The sequence below is a fragment of the Bacillus sp. H1a genome (genome assembly GCF_000633475.1).
Lineage (GTDB): Bacteria > Bacillota > Bacilli > Bacillales > Bacillaceae_G > Bacillus_A > Bacillus_A paramycoides.
Genome location: NZ_AYMH01000020.1, coordinates 87,178 through 109,755, shown reverse-complemented (window position 1 = coordinate 109,755; position 22,578 = coordinate 87,178). Strand labels below are relative to the sequence as shown.

General features: G+C 37.4%; 20 protein-coding genes. All 20 read right to left on the bottom strand.

The genetic code is table 11. The features are described 5' to 3' along the window. Positions 1-456: 456 nt before the first annotated feature. The 20 genes from dapA to U860_RS0109630 all read right to left on the bottom strand — a co-directional run bounded on the left by dapA (position 457) and on the right by U860_RS0109630 (position 22,554). Positions 457-1,335 (bottom strand): 4-hydroxy-tetrahydrodipicolinate synthase, encoded by an 879-nt coding sequence (dapA, locus tag U860_RS0109725; protein WP_025148356.1) that lies wholly within the window; start codon positions 1,333-1,335, stop codon positions 457-459. An 11-nt stretch (positions 1,336-1,346) separates the two neighbouring features. Further along, on the bottom strand, positions 1,347-2,579 hold the full coding sequence (dapG, locus tag U860_RS0109720) for an aspartate kinase (protein WP_025148355.1): 1,233 nt from the start codon (positions 2,577-2,579) through the stop codon (positions 1,347-1,349). Positions 2,580-2,602: 23 nt separating this feature from the next. Continuing rightward, entirely contained in the window at positions 2,603-3,649 is a 1,047-nt protein-coding gene (gene asd, locus U860_RS0109715; RefSeq protein ID WP_002173075.1) for an aspartate-semialdehyde dehydrogenase, read from the bottom strand. Positions 3,650-3,798: 149 nt separating this feature from the next. Beyond that, a complete protein-coding gene (dpaB, locus tag U860_RS0109710) occupies positions 3,799-4,398 on the bottom strand; it encodes a dipicolinate synthase subunit B (protein ID WP_025148354.1) in 600 nt (199 codons plus the stop codon). Beyond that, entirely contained in the window at positions 4,395-5,297 is a 903-nt protein-coding gene (gene dpaA / locus U860_RS0109705; RefSeq protein ID WP_025148353.1) for a dipicolinic acid synthetase subunit A, read from the bottom strand. Before dpaA ends, dpaB begins: the two co-directional genes overlap by 4 nt. Positions 5,298-5,534: 237 nt before the next feature. Next, positions 5,535-5,786 (bottom strand): YlmC/YmxH family sporulation protein, encoded by a 252-nt coding sequence (locus tag U860_RS0109700; RefSeq protein WP_025148352.1) that lies wholly within the window; start codon positions 5,784-5,786, stop codon positions 5,535-5,537. Between the two features lie 135 nt (positions 5,787-5,921). Next, positions 5,922-7,163, bottom strand: coding sequence for a pitrilysin family protein (locus U860_RS0109695; RefSeq protein WP_002173079.1), 1,242 nt, complete (start codon positions 7,161-7,163; stop codon positions 5,922-5,924). An 86-nt stretch (positions 7,164-7,249) separates the two neighbouring features. Then, positions 7,250-8,149 (bottom strand): polysaccharide deacetylase family protein, encoded by a 900-nt coding sequence (locus U860_RS0109690; RefSeq protein WP_025148351.1) that lies wholly within the window; start codon positions 8,147-8,149, stop codon positions 7,250-7,252. A 156-nt stretch (positions 8,150-8,305) separates the two neighbouring features. Then, positions 8,306-10,459: a polyribonucleotide nucleotidyltransferase gene (pnp, locus tag U860_RS0109685; protein ID WP_025148350.1), complete on the bottom strand. Its 2,154-nt coding sequence runs from the start codon at positions 10,457-10,459 to the stop codon at positions 8,306-8,308. 160 nt (positions 10,460-10,619) lie between these two features. Further along, positions 10,620-10,889 carry a 30S ribosomal protein S15 gene (rpsO, locus tag U860_RS0109680; RefSeq protein WP_001229392.1) on the bottom strand — a complete coding sequence of 90 codons (270 nt, stop codon included), beginning with the start codon at positions 10,887-10,889 and terminating at the stop codon, positions 10,620-10,622. A gap of 100 nt (positions 10,890-10,989) precedes the next feature. Next, positions 10,990-11,961: a bifunctional riboflavin kinase/FAD synthetase gene (gene ribF / locus U860_RS0109675; RefSeq protein ID WP_025148349.1), complete on the bottom strand. Its 972-nt coding sequence runs from the start codon at positions 11,959-11,961 to the stop codon at positions 10,990-10,992. Positions 11,962-12,004: 43 nt separating this feature from the next. Then, entirely contained in the window at positions 12,005-12,928 is a 924-nt protein-coding gene (truB, locus tag U860_RS0109670) for a tRNA pseudouridine(55) synthase TruB (protein WP_025148348.1), read from the bottom strand. Positions 12,929-13,007: 79 nt separating this feature from the next. Beyond that, positions 13,008-13,364 carry a 30S ribosome-binding factor RbfA gene (rbfA, locus tag U860_RS0109665; protein WP_017151269.1) on the bottom strand — a complete coding sequence of 119 codons (357 nt, stop codon included), beginning with the start codon at positions 13,362-13,364 and terminating at the stop codon, positions 13,008-13,010. A 15-nt stretch (positions 13,365-13,379) separates the two neighbouring features. Then, positions 13,380-13,661 carry a DUF503 family protein gene (locus U860_RS0109660; RefSeq protein ID WP_000582364.1) on the bottom strand — a complete coding sequence of 94 codons (282 nt, stop codon included), beginning with the start codon at positions 13,659-13,661 and terminating at the stop codon, positions 13,380-13,382. Then, a complete protein-coding gene (gene infB / locus U860_RS0109655; RefSeq protein WP_025148347.1) occupies positions 13,658-15,724 on the bottom strand; it encodes a translation initiation factor IF-2 in 2,067 nt (688 codons plus the stop codon). Before infB ends, U860_RS0109660 begins: the two co-directional genes overlap by 4 nt. A 4-nt stretch (positions 15,725-15,728) precedes the next feature. After that, positions 15,729-16,040: a YlxQ family RNA-binding protein gene (locus U860_RS0109650; protein ID WP_001286519.1), complete on the bottom strand. Its 312-nt coding sequence runs from the start codon at positions 16,038-16,040 to the stop codon at positions 15,729-15,731. Then, positions 16,041-16,313 (bottom strand): YlxR family protein, encoded by a 273-nt coding sequence (locus U860_RS0109645; protein ID WP_025148346.1) that lies wholly within the window; start codon positions 16,311-16,313, stop codon positions 16,041-16,043. Between the two features lie 11 nt (positions 16,314-16,324). Next, the gene (gene nusA, locus U860_RS0109640) at positions 16,325-17,431 is read right to left on the bottom strand and encodes a transcription termination factor NusA (protein ID WP_002173086.1); all 1,107 of its coding nucleotides are present in this window, start codon (positions 17,429-17,431) and stop codon (positions 16,325-16,327) included. A 17-nt stretch (positions 17,432-17,448) separates the two neighbouring features. Next, positions 17,449-17,919 (bottom strand): ribosome maturation factor RimP, encoded by a 471-nt coding sequence (gene rimP, locus U860_RS0109635; protein ID WP_000359095.1) that lies wholly within the window; start codon positions 17,917-17,919, stop codon positions 17,449-17,451. 333 nt (positions 17,920-18,252) lie between these two features. After that, positions 18,253-22,554: a PolC-type DNA polymerase III gene (locus U860_RS0109630; protein WP_025148345.1), complete on the bottom strand. Its 4,302-nt coding sequence runs from the start codon at positions 22,552-22,554 to the stop codon at positions 18,253-18,255. Positions 22,555-22,578: the final 24 nt, after the last annotated feature.

Below are 22,578 nucleotides of genomic sequence, written 5' to 3'. Positions count from 1 at the left end.
TCATGTCCTTGTTTATTTTTTAAACCAGGTTTCACCTCTCTTTCATTATATAAATCAAATATCTTATTCGATATGATATGAAAATTTCATTAAATCATAATTTTTTCCAATTTTGCTAAGCATACCCGTACTAAGCTACTTAGCCATATTATACCTGATACAAGAAATAGAACACAAGTTAAATTATGCGAAAGACTAGAGAAGAAGCTAAAGTGAGGTTGTAATTTACGAGGAAATCTTTCATATCGTACCCACTATTTTTCCTACTTAGATAGGAGTTTAATGGAAAAATATACATGTAAGTTCTTTACATAAACATGAAGCGATATTTACTAAAAACATCTTATCTCTGTAATCAGTTTCTAACCAATATTATGCCATCCCCTGCTGATTTTTACCATTCGCATATATTTAATTAAAATAAAAATGACCTAGTTTTTCACTAGGCCATTTTTATTAACGAGGAATAGATTGCATTACAGATTGTAACGTTGCTCTTTCTTCTTCTGTTAATGGAAGAAGCGGCAAACGTACCGAACCTACATCTAATCCAACCATTTGTAATGCTGTTTTTACTGGTGTTGGGCTTGGCGCCATAAATAGTGCATCCGTTACTTTTACTAGTAATTGATGTAATTTCTGCGCTTTTTTGAACTCTCCAGCTTGGAATGCAGCAATCATTTCTTGCATTTCATTCCCGATAACATGAGATGCTACAGAAACAATACCTTTTGCTCCAATTGCCATAGCTGGTAACGTTAAACCATCATCACCGCTGTATACCGCAAAGTCGTCCGCTGTTTTTTCAATGATTTCTGTCATTGTTAACACATCGCCGCCTGCATCTTTAATCGCAACAATGTTTTCTATTTCTGATAAACGAACAACTGTATCAACGGAGATTTGTACAATAGATCGTCCCGGAACATTATATAGCATAACCGGAATCGGAGTGCTTTCAGCGATTGTTTTAAAATGCTGATACATCCCTTCTTGACTCGGTTTGTTATAATACGGCGCCACTAGCATAACTGCATCAACACCAACTTCAGTTGCCTTTTTTGTTAAATCAACAGAAGCATGCGTATTATTGCTACCTGTTCCAGCGATTACGGGCACCCTTTTATCGACAACAGATACGACATGGCGATATAACGCTACTTTTTCTTCTGATGTTAATGTAGGAGATTCTCCTGTCGTTCCTCCTACCACGATTGCTGTTGTACCGTTATCCATTAAATAATTTACCAATTTCGTTGTCTTTGCAAAATCGATATTACCGTTTTTATCAAACGGTGTTACCATCGCGGTTGCAATTGTCCCAAAATCTATCATGGTCTCACTCCTTATTGTTCCAGTTGCTTTTCTTTTGAAAGCTCAAATGCACTATGTAATGCATTCACAGCCTCCACTAAATCGGCTTCTTTTACAAGAACCCAAATTGTCGTATGACTATCTGCTGATTGCAGAATTTGAATACCTTTTTCCGCTAAAGCTGTGACGATTTTCGCAGTAACCCCTGGAATACCTGCCATTCCAGCTCCAACAATAGATACTTTCGCGCAATGTTCTGTCACAATTGGCTCATATCCAAGTTGTTTTAAGACTTCCTCAGCGCGAGCTGATACACTATCACTTACTGTATAAGCTACGCCAGTAGGAGAAATATTAATTAAGTCAACACTAATGCCTTCGTTTGCCATCTCTTTAAACACATGTTGTTGCAAATCATATGCAGTTTCTTTTGCAAGTACTTTAATTTGCGTTACGCTTGATACGTGAGCAATACCTGTAACAGGACGTTCTTCTACATCCTGCCCTTTTGTAGCACCATCGTATGCCGCAATAAGAGTACCTTCACTATCAGAATACGTAGAGCGTACACGAAGTGGTACTTTTGCATGCATCGCAATTTCAACCGCACGCGGATGAACAACTTTCGCACCTTGGTAAGCCATGTTACAAATCTCGTTATACGTTACCGTTTGAAGATGACGTGCATCTTTAACGATACGAGGATCCGCAGTCATAACACCTTCTACATCTGTGAAGATATCAATATATTCAGCATGAAGCGCAACACCTAATGCTGAAGCTGAAGTATCACTACCTCCGCGTCCAAGTGTTGTCGTATCTCCATTTTTCGTTTGACCTTGGAATCCAGTAACGACAATAACATCTACATTTTGTAACTCTTCATGTATACGATCGCAATTCATTTCAACTATTTTCGCATTAGTAAAATCCGCATTCGTTACAAAACCAGCTTGTGCACCATTTAGCGCTGCTGCTTTTATACCATTCTCATTTAACATATTAGAGAAAACAATTGCTGAGATTAATTCTCCACATGATAATAATAAATCTTGCTCACGTTTAGAAATATTAGATTCCTCTTGATTTACAAGACTTAATAACGTATCAGTTGCATACGGTTCACCTTTACGGCCCATTGCTGATACGACAGTAACTACTTTATAACCAGCAGCTAACGATTTTTTTATATGGTGAAGCGCATGCTTACGCCCATTGTCATCACGTACTGATGTACCACCAAATTTTTGAACAATAATTTTCATATTTTGCACCTTCTCTTAGCCGTTTACACTAATTGTAATTTTACTAAGCGCTCTGCGATTTGAACAGAATTCCATGCAGCGCCTTTTAATAAGTTATCAGATACGACCCAAAGATGGAACCCTTTATCATTATTTAAATCTTTACGGATTCTTCCAACGAATACTTCGTTTTTACCTACTGCAGTAGCAGGCATTGGATATAACTGCTCTGCTGGATTATCTTGCAGTACAATACCTTCTGCATTTGCAAGTAAGTTTTTCATTTCTTCTACTGTTACGCCTTCTTTATCCACTTCAATGTACACAGACTCAGAATGACCTGATACAACTGGTAAACGTACACATGTCGCAGCTACTTCTAATTCAGGCATATGCATAATTTTTTTCGTTTCATTAATCATTTTCATTTCTTCAAATGTAAATCCATTATCTTGGAATTTATCAATCTGTGGAATAGCGTTAAAAGCGATTTGGAAATGCTTTTCATCACCTGATACAGGTAAAACATTCGCCTTTACTTCTTCTCCATTTAAGATTGCTTGTGATTGTTCATGAAGTTCTTCAATAGCTGCCGCACCAGCACCCGATACAGCTTGGTATGTGGAAACGATTACTCGTGTTAAACCATATTGCTGACGAACTGGCTCAAGAGCTACTACCATTTGAATTGTAGAACAGTTTGGATTTGCAATAATACCATTATGTTCTTTTAAATCATTTTCATTTACTTCAGGTACAACAAGTGGCACGTTTTCTGTCATACGGAATGCGCTTGTATTATCAACAACAATTGCACCGCGCTTTGCTGCTTCAGGTGCTAATTGTTTCGATACAGATCCACCAGCACTAAATAGTGCAATATCTACTCCTTCAAAACTTTCAGGAGTTGCCTCTTGAACTGTAAATTCTTCGCCTTTAAATACAAGTTTCTTACCTGCAGATCGTTTAGATGAAAGTAACGTTAACTTCCCAATTGGAAATTCTCGTTTCTCTAAAGTATTTAACATTTGTTCACCAACTGCGCCGGTTGCTCCAACTACAGCGACATGAAAAGTTTTTTGCTTTTCCATCACTATGCCCCTTTCTAGATACCAATCCTTCTATAACTTAGAATTAGAAGGAGCTACGATGCCCCTTCTAATCTTAATAACGTTAATTTTATCATATTCTACAGTAAGAATGATGGTTTCATCAAAAATTGTCCGTTTTTTTTCGTTTTTTAATTCATATATCTGAATTTTTCTACAACAACAGGTTGCAATTGCTTTCCTTGTAACGCCTCTAATACTGTATCTTCAAGTAACTCCATACGAGCTACCATTGAGTTCGGTTTTTTCTCTGGTGCATCTTGGCCGAACGGGACGAAGTATATGTTTTTTGTGGCCATTAAGCGCATAAGATTTACCCCATTAAGACCTAAAGCATCATTCGTCGATACAGCCAACACAACAGGCTTGCCATTTCTAAGCGTCGCCTTCGCCGCCATTAATACTGGAGAATCTGTCATCGCGTTAGCAAATTTACTCATCGAATTTCCAGTTAAAGGAGCTATTACCATACAATCTAGCGGGATTTTCGGTCCTAATGGTTCTGCTCCGACAATTGAATTTATTGCTTTAAATCCCGTTATTTCTTCAATCTTTTTAATCCATTCTGCCCCTTCGCCAAATCTAGTATTTGTTGATTCGACAGTATAAGAGACAACTGGACGCACTTCCGCACCTTCTGCAATTAACTTTTCTAGATGTGGCATAACTTCCTCATACGTACAATGTGAACCTGTAAATCCGAAACCAATTCGTTTCCCCTTTAAATTCATTTCTCATCCTCCTCCTTTGCACCTGCATCTGCTATTAATAATTGAGAAAGAACATTCGCTAAAATTTGCCCTGCTGTTTTCGGTGCAACAATTCCAGGAAGACCAGGTGCTAATAGTGCCTTCACGCCTCGCTTTTCCGCATAACGAAAGTCTGTTCCACCTGGCTTAGAAGCCAAATCTATAACTAACGTGTGAGCAGGCATCCGTGAAATTACACTTGCCGTTACCACGAGATGCGGAATTGTATTAATAACAATATCGATATTGCCTACTTCTTTCTCAATGTCTTGCATATGAAAAGGAGAAAACATCATTTCTGTAATACGAGCAATATGTTCCGAACGTCTCGCTCCAACTTTGACATGTGCTCCTAATGATTGAAAGGCTCTTGCTACACTCATACCAGTTCTACCAAATCCTAAAACCATTACATTCGACCCATGAATTGTGTAATCAGTATGTTGAATAACCATCATTAATGTACCTTCTACAGTCGGAATAGAGTTATAGATTGCAACATCATCACGATCAAATAATTTTACCAGTTTGCGATTTGTAGTAGACACGAGATTTTCCAAGTAAGGTGTACCAATACCTGAATATATAGTAAAGTTTTCTGGCGTCTTTTCAATTTGTTCTTTCGTTATGGAAACTTTTTCATTTGAAAAAATAGTATCTATTTCTCCTTTGGCATTCGTCCCTGCAACCGGCAAAATAATCGCATCTAAAGAAGTGAAATCTAAATCTTGTATACTTTCTTTTGCTGCCCCTGTGAAGCCATGATCTAACTGTTCAAACCCTATTAATGAAAGTTTCGCGTCCAGTTCGACTAGCTTGCGAATTACTTCTAGCTGCCGTGCATCTCCTCCTATGACAGCAATATGCATCTCAGTCAACATTCCCTAATTCACCTTCTTTTTCTTTCATTTATAAGAAAAATGCCTACTTTTTCTTTTTCCTCCACATCATATGTAATGTACGAGTTTGAGGTGATTGAAAAACAAAAAGCACACGTGATTTATCTTCTTTATCCCGATTGGTGTGGGCTAATAATCAGTGGGGGACGGACAAATCCCCCACTGATTAAAGTTTCACTTTATATAAAAATAAAAAAAGACAACCAAAATGGTCATCTTTCACTCCGATTTTGAATGGTTCGTAAGATCATAAAGTATCATATCATGTCCCACCTTCTTTATTTTGCTCCATTCTACTCTCATTTCTTGCTGTTCTCTTTTAAAACCTCCCCATTTCCCAACAGGTATAATAAGCGCTTGTATTTGTCCATCTCTCTCATCAATTTCTAAATCTGTATGACCTAAAACTCCCATTTTTTCCGCTCTTTCTAAATCCACAATCTCTTTGCCACTTAATTCACTTAAACGCATTAAATCTCCCCCTATCCTACTTTTCATGAAGGTTATCCTATAATAAGTACCTATTCTGCACATCTAAAAAAAATAACCGTATCTCATCTAAAAGAGATACGGTTATTTCCAAAAGCGAATGAATTACAAAACCGATTAAAGTTTCATTCCTTTTGGCAGTTTTCCATCTGGACTAATAAGTGCTGCAGAGAATTCATCGGTAAACATGTTGCGAATTAATTCGTCTACATTTTGTTTTGTTACAGTATTTACACTTTCAATAATCTCATCAAGAGAACGATGTTTACGAAGAAGCAGTTCGTTTTTACCGTTACGACTCATACGACTATTGGTACTTTCTAAACTTAACATTAAGTTTCCTTTTAATTGTTCTTTACTATTAACAAGCTCTTTTTCTGTAATACCTGTATTTTTTAACGTATCTAACGTTTCTTGCATTGTTTCATACAGTGTATCTAATTGTTGACTGCCTGTTCCACCGTAAAGCGTTAACATACCTGTATCTTCATAAGAAGAATGGTAAGAAAATACTGAGTATGCCAATCCACGTTGTTCACGTACTTCTTGGAATAAACGGCTACTCATGCTACCACCTAAAATATTATTCAATACAATTAAGTTATAAATATCTTCGTGTCCCATTTGCAAGCCTTTATATCCTAAACATAAATGAGCTTGTTCTGTTTCCTTTTTACGTGATACTTTATTAAAGTGGAAAATTGGGCTATGTACTTGTTCACGATTTGTTGTTCCTTCGTAATTACCGAAATATTGTTCCACAGTTTGAACAAATGCTTCATCAATATTTCCAGCAATTGATACAACTACGTTTTCAGGTGTATAGTGGTCTTTAATATATTGACGTAACGTATCACCTGTAAATGTTTCAAGCGTTTCCTCTGTTCCTAAAATAGGATATCCAAGCGGATGCGTTTCATATGTTGCTTTCGTTAACATATCATGCACAATATCATCTGGAGCATCTTCGTACATTTTAATTTCTTCACATACGACATTCTTCTCCTTTTTCAGTTCTTCCTCATCAAATGTTGAGTTAAAGAACATATCCGCTAATACATCTAAAGCATATTTAGCATGCTCATCTAGCACTTTCGCATAGTAACATGTATATTCTTTTGAAGTAAAAGCGTTTACTTGTCCGCCAATGCTATCAAATGATTCTGCAATCTCTCTTGCACTTCGCGTTTCTGTCCCTTTAAAGAACATATGCTCTAAAAAGTGCGAAACTCCATTATTTTTTTCATTTTCATTTCTTGAACCTGCATGGATCCATATCCCAATCGCAACCGAGCGTACAGTTGGTATATTCTCCATAACAATTCTTACACCATTTTTACAAGTATATTTTTTAATCAAAAACTTTCCTCCTACTGCCAGTTTCTCTAAATAATTGCTATTGTTTAATGATAACAAGTTTACAGATGAATGTCATGCAAATGTATTTAATCCACACGTTTTTCATCTAGTAATTCTGTAATATTCCCCACTTTATATCCTTGTTCCTTCAAATTTTTAATCATAGTATCTAACGCTTCTGTCGTAGATGAAGTAGGGTGCATTAGCACAATAGCACCTGGATGGATTTTTCGCATTACTCTCTGCAATAGTACATCCGGTTCTGGACGCTTCCAATCAATTGTATCTACAGTCCACATAATCGTCCCCATTTGGAAATCATCCGCTATTTTTACTACCTCATCCCGAAAGCTTCCGCTTGGCGGGGCAAACCATCTCACTTTTTGATTCGTAGCTGCTTCTATCATTCGATTCGTTTTTTGTAATTGGTCTCGTATTTCATCCGCAGATAGCGTTTTCATATTAGGGTGTGTGTAAGAATGATTTCCTACTTCTTGATTTGCATCCACAATCATTTTTGCAAACCGTAAATTTTCTTTCACCCAACGCCCTTCTAAAAAGAAAGTCGCCTTCACATCATGTTTTTTCAATATCTCTAATATACGTGGCAAATACTCATTACCCCAGGCCACATTAATTGTTAATCCCACCATTTTTTTATTTGGATGTCCTCGATAAATGGGAGCTGGTGATAAATCTGCTAAGTGGACACTTGGTGATACTTCCTTAAATTCAAGTTGTTTGTGATCAAACTTCTTGAGCTTCTTCATATTATTATAGGACGCTTCTATATCCACTTTTCTTCCATTATACCCAGGCGTCGCTTTCCAAATCTTATCAATCATCGCATTTTGCGGCATGATCTCGTACTGTTTTGCATGCTTTCGAATCTCTTCATACAAGTTATCCTGTGCAAAAACTGAATAAGAGCCAAAACCCACATATAAAGAAAATATAAATATGTATGCCAATATACGAACTTTCATAAAAAACCCTCCCATTAACTATAAAAAAAGAAACCATTTTCTTCTTATCTTTGTTAATTTGAGCGTTATGATGAAAACTATACCTATACTCACATAAAAATCTATATGAATCACATTTTTTACATAACAAAAAAAGCCAGCTAAACTGGCTTTCACTTATTGTTGTTCTTGTGCGTTTTCTTCTTTAGCATTTTCTTCTTTAGCAGCTTCTTTTTCTTGCTCTTCTTTTAGCAATACTTTTCTAGATAAGTTTACACGACCTTGTTTGTCAATCTCGATAACTTTAACTGAAATCTCATCACCGATTTTCACAACATCTTCTACCTTACCTACGCGCTCAAGTGCAAGTTCAGAGATGTGAACAAGTCCATCTTTACCGCTAAATAATTCAACGAAAGCACCGAATTTTTCAACACGTTTAACTTTTCCTAAGTAGATTTCGCCTACTTGTACTTCGCGAACGATATCTTCGATAATTTTCTTCGCTTTTTCATTCATCTCTTGATTAATTGATGAAATGAATACTGTACCATCTTGCTCGATGTCAATTTTAACGCCAGTTTCTTCAATGATTTTATTAATTTGTTTACCACTTGGTCCAATAACATCACGAATTTTATCTGGGTTAATTGTCATTGTAATAATCTTCGGAGCATACGCAGATAACTCTGTACGAGGTTCAGCGATAACAGATAACATGTGATCTAGAATGTGCATACGACCAACTTTCGCTTGTTGTAATGCTTCTTCTAAAATCTCACGAGATAAACCATCGATTTTAATGTCCATTTGTAGTGCAGTTACACCTTTTGCAGTACCTGCTACTTTAAAGTCCATATCACCTAAATGGTCTTCCATTCCTTGAATATCTGTTAAAATTGTGTAATGCTCACCAGATTTCACTAGACCCATTGCAATACCAGCAACTGGCGCTTTAAGTGGTACACCCGCATCCATCATCGCTAATGTACTACCGCAAATACTCGCTTGTGAAGTAGAACCATTTGATTCTAATACTTCAGATACAAGACGAACTGTATATGGGAAATCCTTTTCAGATGGAATTACAGGCTCAAGAGCACGTTCTCCTAGTGCACCGTGACCAATTTCACGACGACCCGGTCCACGCATTGGTCTTGTTTCACCGACACTAAATGAAGGGAAATTATAATGGTGCATAAAGCGTTTTGACTCTTCTACACCTAGACCATCTAAAATTTGCACATCACCTAATGCACCTAATGTACAAATACTTAATGCTTGCGTTTGTCCACGTGTGAATAGACCAGAACCATGTGTACGAGATAAAATGCCAACCTCTGATGCTAAAGGACGAATTTCGTCACCTTTACGACCATCTGGGCGGATTTTTTCAACTGTAATAAGACGACGTACTTCTTCTTTTACAATTTTATATAAAATCTCATTTACTTGTCCTAATGTGTCAGCATCAGCTTCTTCTGCTTCGTAATGCTCAATTACACGCTTTTTCACTTCATTAATTGCATCTTCACGTGCATGTTTTTCGTGCACTTGAATTGCAGAATGCATATCTGTCTCAGCCATTTCACGTACAGCTTGGTTCAAATCAGCATCCACTTCATAAAGCTTCACTTCTGATTTCTCTTTACCAATAGCTTGTACAATTTCTTCTTGGAACGCAATTAGACGTTTAATTTCATCGTGTCCAAACATAATTGCTTCTAACATTGTTTCTTCAGGTACTTGATCAGCTCCTGCTTCAACCATGTTAATTGCATCTTTCGTACCAGCTACAACAAGGTGCATATCACTTTGTTCTTGCTGTTCTACTGTTGGATTAATAACGAACTCGCCATTAATACGACCAACTGTCGCACCTGCGATTGGACCTTCAAATGGAATATCTGAAATCGATAATGCTAATGAAGAACCAAGCATAGCTGCCATCTCAGAAGAACAGTCTTGATCAACACTCATTACGATGCTGACAACTTGTACTTCATTACGGAAACCATCTGCGAAAAGTGGACGGATTGGACGGTCAATTAAACGACTTGCTAAAATTGCTTTTTCACTCGGACGGCCTTCGCGCTTAATAAAACCGCCTGGGATTTTTCCGACTGCATATAAACGTTCTTCATAGTTTACTGTAAGCGGGAAGAAATCCACATTTTTTGGCTCTTTTGATGCAGTTGCTGTAGATAGAACTGCTGTGTCGCCATATCTTACTAATACTGCTCCGTTTGCTTGTTTTGCAAGCTGACTTGTTTCAATTGTTAGCTGACGACCAGCTAAATCTATCGAGAAGACTTGCTTTTCCTGACTCATTTAAGTACCCCTCTCAATTTAAAATATTCAATTCTTCTATGTAAATGGATAGTATATCACAATATTCTTCCTCTAGTATTGCCGAAAATTAAGTAAGCTATAAAGAGTAGAAGATATATTTTTACCTAACAAAAAAGCGGGAATATTCCCGCTTCTTTGACTATCGACGTAAGCCAAGCTTTGTGATTAATTCACGGTAACGTGTGATATCGCTATTACGAAGGTAAGTAAGTAAGTTACGACGTTTACCAACCATCTTTAATAGACCACGACGTGAATGATGATCTTTCTTGTGAGTACGTAAGTGCTCGTTTAGAGTGTTAATTTGCTCCGTTAGGACAGCAATTTGAACCTCTGGAGAACCAGTATCAGTCTCATGAGTTCTAAATTGTGCAATGATTTCATTTTTACGCTCTTGTGTTAAAGCCATCCTATTTCACCTCCTATTAATTAAACCCCCAATTACCTAGCAAGCGTCGGTGAGTCGCAATGCCAAGCAATGGTTGTCATAAAGTACATAACATAGAATACTACTTTTCATTTGAAAAAGCAAGTGTATTCTTTACGCTCGCAAAATATTCTTGGGCAACTTTTTTATCCCGAGCGATTTGTGCAACTAACTCATCAATACCATTGAACCTTTTTTCTTCTCTTATACGCATGTGCCACTCTACTGTAACACTTTGTTCATATATGTCTTTATTAAATTCAAATAGGTGTACTTCAATCGATAATTGACGCTCATTCTCTTTGAAAGTTGGTTTATATCCGATATTACATACGCCATCATGCCATTCATCATGGACTTTCAGCCTTACTGCGTATACACCTACAGGTGGCAACAAATATTCATCACTTAAACCTACATTTGCAGTCGGAAAACCAATTTGGCGTCCACGCTTATCACCGTGCACAACTGTTCCTTTTACCGTGTATGCTCTTCCTAAAATAGATGGAATTTGTTCCATTTCACCATTTCGAATTAACTTTCGTAATGAAGTAGAACTTACTTTTTCTTCTTGATATTCAACTTTTTCGATCACGGTCTGTGTAAACTCCCCTCTTGCATGAAATGGTAAAGTCTCCATCTTCCCTTTTCCTAAACGTCCATATGAATAATCAAAGCCTGCTACTACATGCTTTACATTTAAACCAATAATATAATCATCGACAAACTGTTGTGGCAATAAGCCAGCAAATGGTTCATCGAATTTCACTACATATAATATATCAATTCCTAAACTTGCGATGATTTCTTCTTTAAGGCGCATCGGTGTAATGTACTCCACATGCGCTTCTTTTTTTCCTAATACAACAGATGGGTGTGGATGAAACGTCATGACAGCACTTTTACATCCTCTTTCATCCGCTATTTTTTTCGCTGTTCGAATTACACGTTGATGTCCTAAATGAATGCCATCAAAATATCCTAATGCCATTACAGTAGGTGGTAATTCTATTTTATTTTGTTCATGTGGATGAGTTAAATGAATAAGTTTCACGCTTGAATTCACCTTTTTCTGTAATAATCCTTCCAATAATTCATTATAGCTTTAGTTCTTGATTATTCACAAGTACTTTCATTGGCTTTAGCATACCAAGGTGTTTTGGATGATGCTCATAAATTGCTAAGCAACGATCATTTTTATCAAATACTGTAATAAATGGTGCTGTTATTTCTAATTCATTCTTTAAGAACATACCATTTTTTATTTTCTCTGCTTGCTTTTCATCTACAACCATTTTCGGAAACTTGCTTAACGCTTCATCAATTGAAATGAAAATAGACTCTACTGTTCCATTTTGCACGTTTTCTTCAATTTCTTCAAATGATATGCAATCTTCTAGTAAAAATTCACCAGATGCTGTTCTTACAAGGTGAGACATATGCGATGGAAAACCAAGTTTTTCACCAATCATTACTGCTAGCGTTCTTACATAGGTTCCTTTACTACACGTTACACGGAAGCGGAATGAAATGTTTTCCCCTTCAAAAACGTCACGCTCATCAAGTAATACAAATTCATGAATTGTAATTGTACGAACTGGACGTTCAACTTCTTGTCCTGCTCTTGCATATTCATATAGCTTTTTCCCGTTCACTTTTACAGCTGAGAACATCGGTGGCATTTGTTCAATAGTCCCTGTTAGTTCTGCTAGTACCTCTTCTACTTCTTTGCGTGTAATGACACGATTTACATCGTGTTGTTCCACAACTTCACCTGAAGCATCTTCAGTTGTCGTAGAAAACCCTAATGTTACTTCACCTTCATATGTTTTCGTTTCACTTGTTAAAAATTGTGCAATCTTCGTCGCTCGTCCAACACAAATAGGTAATACTCCTGTTACATCTGGATCTAATGTTCCTGTATGACCAATTCGTTTCTCACGCAAAATCTTTCTTAATTTAAATACACAATCATGTGATGTCATGCCCTTTGGCTTATGTAATAATACTACACCTTCCATATATTCACCTCATCGTTATTCTGTTAATTATGCAAAACTTATTTTACATTGAAAAAATGGATAGACAAATGTCTATCCATTATTCTTCACGTTTACCGTCTTTATTAATTTCATGTAAAAGTGTATCAATTCGATGACCATATCCGATAGACTCATCAAACTCAAAGGAAATTTCCGGTGTTTTACGAAGACGAATACGTTGGCCAATTTCTGAACGAATAAAGCCTTTTGCCTTCGCTAAACCTTTTAATGTATTTTCTTTCTGTTCTTCGTCACCTAAAACAGAAATATATACTTTAGCAATTTGCAAATCTCCACTCACTTGTACATCTGTTACTGTAACAAATCCAACACGTGGGTCTTTAATTTTACGACTGATAATGTCGCCTAATTCTTTTTTCATTTGCTCGCCCACACGGTTCGCACGTAATTTCATAATTCTTCACCTCATTCAATACCATTCCAATTGTGTTATCGTACGTTCAATTTCAGGAAATGAATCGATATACTCAAGTACACGATTCATTTCTTTTTCACAGATAACACGATTTGAGGATACGGAAACAATTGCAATTTCTGTACGTTGCCATACATCTTGATGCCCAACTTCAGAAACAGCTACATTATAGCGCTGTTTCACACGAGTTAACACACGTTGCAAAATTGCTCGTTTCTCTTTTAAAGAATGCACATCGTAAATCATACACTCGAATGAGAGTGAAGCGATAATCATCGCTTCACTTCTTCCATAATGTACGCTTCAATGATGTCCCCTTCTTTAAGATCATTATATCTCTCAATTGTAATACCACACTCATAGTTTTGTGCAACTTCTTTTACGTCGTCTTTGAAACGTTTTAACGTATCCAGTTGTCCTTCGAAAATTACTACGCCATCACGGATAATACGAACGCCACTATCACGTGTAATTTTACCGTCTATTACGTAACAACCTGCGATTGTTCCAACTTTTGTTACTTTGAACGTTTGACGAACTTCCGCTTGACCGATTACTTTTTCTTCGAATTCTGGATCCAGCATACCTTGCATTGCTGATTCGATTTCTTCGATTACTTTATAGATAATACGGTGTAAACGAACATCAACGTTCTCTAATTCAGCTGTACGCTTCGCATTTACATCAGGGCGTACGTTGAATCCAATTATAATTGCATTAGATGCAGAAGCTAAAATAACATCTGATTCTGTAATCGCACCTACGCCTGTATGGATAATTTTCACTTTTACGCCTTCAACATCAATTTTACGAAGTGATGCTGCCATTGCTTCTACAGAACCTTGTACGTCTGCTTTCACAATTAAGTTAATTTCTTTTACATCGCCCTCTTGGATTTGTTGGAATAAATCTTCAAGGCTTAATTTAGATTTCTCACCACGTTGTGCAACTAATGCTTCTTGTGCACGTGATTCACCGATTTGACGAGCTTTCTTCTCATCAGCGAATGCCATGAAACGATCGCCCGCTTGTGGTACTTCATTTAAACCTGTAATTTCAACAGGAGTTGATGGACCGGCAACTTTTACACGACGACCAATATCACTTACCATTGCACGAACACGACCGAATGATGTCCCAACAACGATTGGATCTCCAACTCGAAGTGTACCGTTTTGAACAAGTAATGTCGCGATAGTTCCTTTACCTTTATCAAGCTGCGCTTCAATTACAGTACCAGTTGCATAGCGATTTGGATTTGCTTTATATTCTTCTACTTCACTTACAAGAAGAATCATTTCTAGCAAGTTGTCAATTCCCTCGCCTTGAATTGCAGAAATTGGTACGAAAATCGTGTCTCCGCCCCAAGCTTCTGGAACTAATTCATATTCTGTTAATTCTTGCATTACACGATCAGGATTTGCCGCTGGTTTATCCATTTTATTCACAGCCACAATAATTGGTACTCCAGCCGCTTTCGCATGGCTAATCGCTTCTACTGTTTGTGGCATAACACCGTCATCAGCTGCAACAACCAGAATTGTAATATCCGTTACTTGCGCACCACGAGCACGCATCGTTGTAAATGCCGCGTGACCAGGCGTATCTAAGAATGTAATTTTCTTATCGTTTACTTCAACTTGGTATGCACCAATATGCTGCGTAATTCCGCCAGCTTCGCCAGCAGTTACTTTTGAATTACGGATAGAGTCAAGTAAAGTTGTTTTACCATGGTCAACGTGTCCCATAATTGTAACAACAGCTGGACGTTCTTTTAAGTTTTCTTCATCATCTTGCTCATCGATGAATGTTTCAAATTCAGTTTCACTTACAACTACTTCTTCTTCTACTTCAATACCGTAATCAGTAGCAATTAACTCAATTGTATCTTTATCTAGATCTTGGTTAATTGTTGCCATAATTCCTAGCATGAAGAGCTTTTTAATAATTTCAGATGGCTCTTTGCTTAACTTTTTAGCAAGGTCACCTACTGTAAGGCTTCCAGAGAAAGTAATTTTATCTGGTGTTTCTACAACTTGTGTTTGTTGTCTTCCAGCAAAGTTATCTTGACGTTTGTCTTCATTTCCTTTGCCTTTTTTCTTCTTCTTATTGCTGTTCTTTTTACTGCGAACAACTTTCTCTTCTACTTCAAACTCATCTGCAACAGAAGGTTTTTCCGCTCCAGTGTTATATTGATTATCTAATTTGTTTACTACTTCATCTTCTAACATTGTCATATGATTCGAAACCTCGATATTCATCTCTTTTAGTTTTGTCATAAGATCTTTACTTGAGATATTATTTTTTTTTGCATATTCATGTACTCGAATTTTACTCATACCTTCACCCCCGGTAATTTGTATCGAGCATGCTACGTAGCTTTTTCGCAAAGCCTTCATCTAACACAGCTACAACGACTCGCTCGTCTCTCCCAATCGCATGCCCTAATTGTTGTCGATTTTCGACTTTTCTCATTGGTATGTTGTAGTACGTGGTTTTATCAATGATACGTTTTGTAGTGTTCGCTGACGCATCTTCAGAAAGCAATACGAGCTTTGCTTTGCCACTTCGTACTTCTTTTAAAACGAGTTCTTCACCCGAAATAATTTTTCGAGCGCGGTTTGCTAGTCCTAAAAACGATTTCCAATCGGACACTTATTTCGACTCCTTCTCAACAAGCTCAAGAAGCTCTTCGTACAGAGAACTGTCGATTTTCGCTTTTAGATGATATTCCAAAATATTTTTCTTTTGGGCTTGAATAATGCATTCTTTATCTTTTGACAAATATGCACCTCGTCCTGATTTTTTTCCTGATAAATCAATAGACACTTCGCCCTCTTTGGAACGAACAATGCGAACGAGCTCTCGTTTTGATTTCATCTCTTGCGTCGCAATACATTTTCGTAACGGAACTTTTCGATTGCTCATACTCATCACCTCTACTCGATTTCGTCTTCAACTGAATCGAATCCGAATGCGATTACGCTATCTTCTTCTGTCACAATACCAAGTTGTTTCGCATCAGACTCACTTTTAATATCAATTTTCCAGCCTGTTAATTTAGCTGCAAGGCGCGCATTTTGTCCACGCTTACCAATTGCTAATGAAAGCTGGTGGTCTGGAACAACAACAGTTGTTGCTTTTTCTTCTTCATCTACAAGTACTTTAACGACTTGTGATGGACTTAAAGCATTCGCAACATATTCAACTGGGTCATTTGACCAGCGAACGATGTCAATCTTTTCACCTTTTAGTTCATCTACAACGCGTTGTACACGTTGTCCTTTTGGTCCTACACAAGAACCTACTGGATCAACATCGATATTCTCTGCATATACAGAAATTTTAGAACGGTCGCCTGCTTCACGCGCTACAGAGCGAATTTCTACAGTTCCATCATAAATTTCTGGAACTTCCATTTCGAATAAACGTTTTAAAAGACCAGGATGTGTACGTGATACGTAAATTTGTGGTCCTTTCGTTGTCTTTTCTACTTTTGTAATGAATACGCGAATACGATCATGTGGTTTATATTGCTCATTTGGCATTTGCTCACTTACAGGTAATAAAGCTTCCACTTTTCCTAAGCTTACATAGATGAAACGAGCATCTTGACGCTGTACAATACCAACCATAATGTCTTCTTCACGATCACTAAATTCTGAATAAATAACACCACGTTCCGCCTCACGAACTCGTTGTGTTACAACTTGTTTTGCAGTTTGCGCTGCAATACGACCAAAATCTTTTGGCGTTACTTCAATTTCTAGTACGTCGCCATCTTGGTAGTTTGGATTAATTTGTCTTGCCTCTTCTACAGAGATTTCAAGACGTGGATCAAACACATTATCAACAACGTCCTTACGTGCTAAAACTTGAATTGTTCCCACTTCTGGGTTAAAGCTCACACGAACGTTTTGTGCTTGGTTAAAATTGCGTTTATAAGCAGATATTAATGCTGCTTCAATTGCATCAATAATAATATCTTTACTAATACCTTTTTCTGACTCTAATACGAGCAAAGCATCTAACAACTCAGTGCTCATGAAGATCCCCCTTCTTACTAAAACGTAACAGCAAGTCGCGCATTTGCAACTTTATCCATTGGAATTTGGATTTCTTTTTTACGTGTTTTAATTGTTAATAGTAGTGTAATTGTAGTACCGTCGTAGGAAAGTAGCTTTCCTTCAAACATCTTTTCACCATCAATCGGCTCATATGTTTTAATTGCCACTTGTTTTCCTACCGCTTGCTGGAAGTCTTTCTCTTTCTTTAATGGGCGTTCCGCTCCAGGAGATGATACATCCAAAAAGTAAAGATGAGGAATTGGATCCTCTTTATCTAAAGCTTCGCTTAAACGTTCACTTACCGCACCGCATTCTTCAATGTCGACTCCCTTTTCAGAATCGATGAATACGCGTAAGAACCAGTCTTGTCCTTCTTTCACATACTCTACATCTACAAGTTCAAGATTTAACTCTTCAACGATTGGCTGTGCAAATGCTTCTACAACTTCTGTGACTTTCTTATCCATAAACAGCCTCCTTCCTGCCGCCATGTACCATTTACAAGAAAAGATTCCGTTCATAAAGACGGTATATCTTATTCTTTCTCGTTAGCTAACAAAAGCCCCTGCCGTTAAGCAGGGAATATCTGTCTTAGTATTACCAAATTTAAGAAGTAAAACTTGTAACAAAATATGTATATACGACAGAAATATCTTTACTATCTACAGAAATAAAATGTAGATAGTAACACGAAAGAGTGGGTTTCCCCACTCTCTTTTTCACAAAATATACATGACATGGTTATCTCGGTTTATAGTATACCATAGCAAATGTTGATTTGCAAAGACTTTTCCTACCTATTAGAACAGTGACAATTGGTTTTGATCCGGTAAATCTCCTAGACAACCTTGACTATCTAAATACTCAATAATCGTTTTAGAAACCTTACTACGTTGCTGTAAGTCTTCTTTTGATAAGAAATCACCATTTTTACGAGCTTCAACGATACTGAAAGCTGCGTTTGTACCAAGACCAGGCACTGCATTAAATGGAGGAATTAAAGTATCCCCATCAATAATAAATTCGGTTGCATGCGAGCGATATAAATCAACCTTTTGGAATGAGTAGCCACGCTCACACATTTCAAGCGTCATTTCTAGTACCGTTAATAAACTTTTCTCTTTCGGTGCTGCATCCAACCCTTTTTGTGCAATTTCATCAATTCTTACACGTATGGATGCTGAACCTTTCGCCATCGCCTCTACATCAAAGTCATCTGCACGAACTGTAAAGTATGCCGCATAGAATAAAAGTGCGAAATGTACTTTAAAGTATGCGATACGTACAGCCATAAGTACGTAGGCAGCGGCATGGGCCTTAGGGAACATATATTTAATCTTCTTACATGAATCAATATACCAACCTGGTACATTGTTATTTCTCATGTCCTCTTCCCACTCTTCTGGTACACCTTTACCTTTACGCACCGACTCCATGATTTTGAAGGCTAATGATGGATCCAAGCCTTGATAAATTAAATATACCATGATGTCATCACGACAACCGATAACTTCACTCAGTGTACACGTGCCGTTATAAATTAATTCGTTCGCATTACCTAGCCATACATCTGTACCATGGGACAGTCCAGAAATTTGGACAAGCTCTGAAAACGTCGTTGGTTTCGTTTCTTCTAACATTTGTCTTACGAATTTCGTACCAAACTCTGGTATACCAAGTGTACCTGTTTTACAGTTAATTTGTTCTTCCGTTACTCCTAAAGATTCTGGACCTGAGAAAATCTTCATTACTTCCGGATCATCCGTTGGAATTGTTTTCGGATCAATACCACTTAAATCTTGAAGCATACGAATAACGGTCGGATCATCGTGTCCTAATATATCAAGCTTCAATAAATTATCATGAATGGAATGGAAGTCAAAGTGCGTTGTTCTCCACTCAGCCCCTATTGAATCAGCAGGAAACTGAATTGGTGAAAAGTCAAAAATATCCATGTAATCTGGCACAACGATAATACCACCTGGATGCTGCCCAGTTGTACGCTTTACTCCTGTACATCCCGCAACTAAGCGATCAATCTCTGCATTTCGAATTGTTAAGTTATGATCATTAGCATAACCTTTTACATACCCATAAGCGGTTTTTTCCGCAACCGTACCAATTGTTCCAGCGCGGTATACATAATCCTCACCGAACAGTACTTTCGTATAGTTATGGGCACGCGGTTGGTATTCTCCGGAGAAGTTCAAATCGATATCGGGCACCTTATCTCCTTTAAATCCAAGGAATGTTTCGAACGGAATATCATGTCCATCTTTCACGTATGAAACATTACATGTTGGACATTCTTTATCTGGCAAGTCAAAACCAGAACCTACAGAACCGTCATTAAAGAACTCTGATTGTTTACACTTTGGACATACATAATGCGGTGGTAATGGGTTTACTTCTGTAATTTCCATCATTGTTGCAACAAATGATGATCCTACTGATCCACGCGAACCTACTAGATAGCCGTCTACTAACGATTTTTTCACAAGCTTATGCGAAATTAAATAAATAACGGCGAATCCATGCCCAATAATACTTTTCAATTCTTTTTCCAGACGGGCCTCTACAATTTCCGGTAATTCTTCACCATAAATACTACGCGCCATTTTATAACTCATATCACGTGTTTCATCATCGGCACCTTCAATTTTCGGTGTGTATAAATCATCTTTTACTGGATGAACATCACCAATTAATGATGCAATCTTTTGTGTATTTGTTACAACAATTTCTTTCGCTGTATCTTCACCTAAGAATGAAAAACAATCTAGCATTTCATCTGTTGTACGGAAATGTACAGGCGGTAATGAATGGCGATTTAACGGATTTGCTCCGCCCTGTGAACTTACTAAAATTTTACGATACATCGCATCTTCTGGATCTAAATAATGCACATTCCCCGTAGCAACAACTGTTTTATCTAACGTCTCACCTAGTTTTACTAGGTTAGAAATAATTGTTTTTAATTGTCCTTCATCTCGAACAAGTTCACGTTCTACTAAATGACGTAACACCTCTGGAGGCATAACCTCAATATAGTCATAGAACTGTGCAATTTCTTCTACCTCTTCAGGTGCTTTTTGCATCATCGCTTCAAACACTTCACCTTTATCACAAGCCGTGCCTACTAATATACCTTCGCGATATTTTTTTAATAATGATCGTGGTACACGTGGTACACGGTAAAAGTAATTCAGATGAGAATAGGAAACAAGTTTATATAAATTTTTCAATCCAACGTCTGATGTGGCAAGTAATGTCATATGACTTGGACGCCCACGTTTATATGCATCCCCTTGCCCCATACTATCGTTTAGTTGATCGTGATATTCAAATCCCTTTTCAATCACATCTTTTAACATTTTCACAAGTAAATATCCCGTTGCTTCTGTATCATAAATCGCACGGTGATGTTGCGTTAATTCGATATCAAGCTTTTTACACATCGTATTTAACCGATGATTTTTCATTTCCGGGAATAAGAACCGTGCAAGTTCTAACGTATCAATAACTGGATTTTTCGTTTTTTCTAGCCCGGCCTTTTTAAAGCCGACATTAATGAATCCCATATCGAAGCTTGCGTTATGAGCAACAAGTGTATGGTCACCCATCCATTCCTCAAACTTCTTAAACACTTCGTCCACTTCTGGTGCATCAGTTAACATATCATCAGTAATACCTGTTAATTCAATAATCGTCGCTGATAATGGTTGATGGGGATTTGCGAAAGATTCAAAGCGATCAATAATTTCGCCACCTTTTACCTTTACAGCAGCTAACTCAATGACTGTGTCATATACAGCAGATAATCCTGTTGTCTCAACGTCAAAGACAACATATGTTTCTTCTGCCAGTAGACGATGTGCTTCGTTATAAGCGATCGGTACACCATCATTAACTAAATTTGCTTCTACACCGTATATAACTTTAACTCCAGCCTTTTTACCAGCAGAATATGCTTCTGGGAATGACTGCGCAACAGCATGGTCTGTAACTGCAATAGCCTCATGCCCCCATTTACCTGCTTGAGCAACAAGCCTAGAAACAGGAGTAACAGCATCCATTTGGCTCATTGGAGTATGAAGGTGAAGCTCTACACGTTTTTCGCCTTCTGGCGCTTTATCTTTACGAGACGGCCCTGTTATTTCATTAATATCATTTGCAATCATTACTAAATCTCGAACGAATGTATCATTTTGAACAGAACCACGTGCTTTCACCCACATTCCTTTTTTCAAGGATTGTAGCATTGGAATATCTTCTTTATCACGAGAGAACATTTTGATCATAATAGAATCCGTATAATCTGTTATTTTTAAGGTTAATAACGTACGGCCACTACGAAGCTCTTTTGTTTCTACATGGAAGACATACCCTTGAACCGTTTTTCTTCTTTCTTCATCTTGAATTTCTCGCATCGGTGTAATCTCTTCATCTGGCTTAATAAGATACCCGAGTACAATCGGTCCTTCATGCACAACACTGCTTTCTTCAGCCTGCTTCTTCGCCATTTCTTCCATAGCTTGTATAACACGCTGACGGTCTTCTTGCTGAGTTTGCTCACGAAACTTTTGCATCTCTTCTGCATTTTGCTTTATATGTGTGTCTAACTGAAAACGTGGGAATCCAAAAGCTTCGTATTGATCACCTACTGGTTTCGCAACGTTTTTCTTTAAGGCTGTAGATTCCAGTTCATTATTCACATTTAATAGTAACTTCACGCCATTGACCTGCGGAAGTTGCTTCTTTAAGTATGCGAACATAGGTGAAAATGTAATTCGTTCCGTACAAAGCGGCCAATACGCTTTAACTTCTTCTTCTGTAAATTGTTTATTCTCTGTTTCTAATGCAAATGTTGTTCTTGCAATATGAGAAAATGATTGCTTAAGCTTTGTTTCTAGCAATTCATATAATTCTGTCGGCAAAATACGTGGCACTTGTAAGTCAAAATGCCAACTTTTATTCGCTTTATCAATAACTAGCTTTTCAATACCGCCGCCATGTAAATATTGATTTATAAGGTCTTCTGGTATTTGCAACTGCTGGAGCAAAATTTGAAATCGCTCTTGTTGTTCATTTGTTAATGACATAAGCACTCTCCTTCCATTTGCTAT

Coding starts and splice junctions, on each gene's coding strand:
- U860_RS0109630 (WP_025148345.1), bottom strand. CDS start 22,554: ATGTCATTAACAAATGAACAACAAGAGCGATTTCAAATTTTGCTCCAG.
- rimP (WP_000359095.1), bottom strand. CDS start 17,919: ATGGATAAGAAAGTCACAGAAGTTGTAGAAGCATTTGCACAGCCAATC.
- asd (WP_002173075.1), bottom strand. CDS start 3,649: ATGGAAAAGCAAAAAACTTTTCATGTCGCTGTAGTTGGAGCAACCGGC.
- U860_RS0109645 (WP_025148346.1), bottom strand. CDS start 16,313: ATGAGCAATCGAAAAGTTCCGTTACGAAAATGTATTGCGACGCAAGAG.
- dpaA (WP_025148353.1), bottom strand. CDS start 5,297: ATGTTGACTGAGATGCATATTGCTGTCATAGGAGGAGATGCACGGCAG.
- U860_RS0109700 (WP_025148352.1), bottom strand. CDS start 5,786: ATGCGTTTAAGTGAATTAAGTGGCAAAGAGATTGTGGATTTAGAAAGA.
- infB (WP_025148347.1), bottom strand. CDS start 15,724: ATGAGTAAAATTCGAGTACATGAATATGCAAAAAAAAATAATATCTCA.
- rbfA (WP_017151269.1), bottom strand. CDS start 13,364: ATGAAATTACGTGCGAACCGTGTGGGCGAGCAAATGAAAAAAGAATTA.
- rpsO (WP_001229392.1), bottom strand. CDS start 10,889: ATGGCTTTAACACAAGAGCGTAAAAATGAAATCATTGCACAATTTAGA.
- pnp (WP_025148350.1), bottom strand. CDS start 10,459: ATGAGTCAGGAAAAGCAAGTCTTCTCGATAGATTTAGCTGGTCGTCAG.
- dapA (WP_025148356.1), bottom strand. CDS start 1,335: ATGATAGATTTTGGGACAATTGCAACCGCGATGGTAACACCGTTTGAT.
- nusA (WP_002173086.1), bottom strand. CDS start 17,431: ATGAGCACTGAGTTGTTAGATGCTTTGCTCGTATTAGAGTCAGAAAAA.
- dapG (WP_025148355.1), bottom strand. CDS start 2,579: ATGAAAATTATTGTTCAAAAATTTGGTGGTACATCAGTACGTGATGAC.
- U860_RS0109660 (WP_000582364.1), bottom strand. CDS start 13,661: ATGATTATCGCTTCACTCTCATTCGAGTGTATGATTTACGATGTGCAT.
- truB (WP_025148348.1), bottom strand. CDS start 12,928: ATGGAAGGTGTAGTATTATTACATAAGCCAAAGGGCATGACATCACAT.
- U860_RS0109690 (WP_025148351.1), bottom strand. CDS start 8,149: ATGAAAGTTCGTATATTGGCATACATATTTATATTTTCTTTATATGTG.
- dpaB (WP_025148354.1), bottom strand. CDS start 4,398: ATGAATTTAAAGGGGAAACGAATTGGTTTCGGATTTACAGGTTCACAT.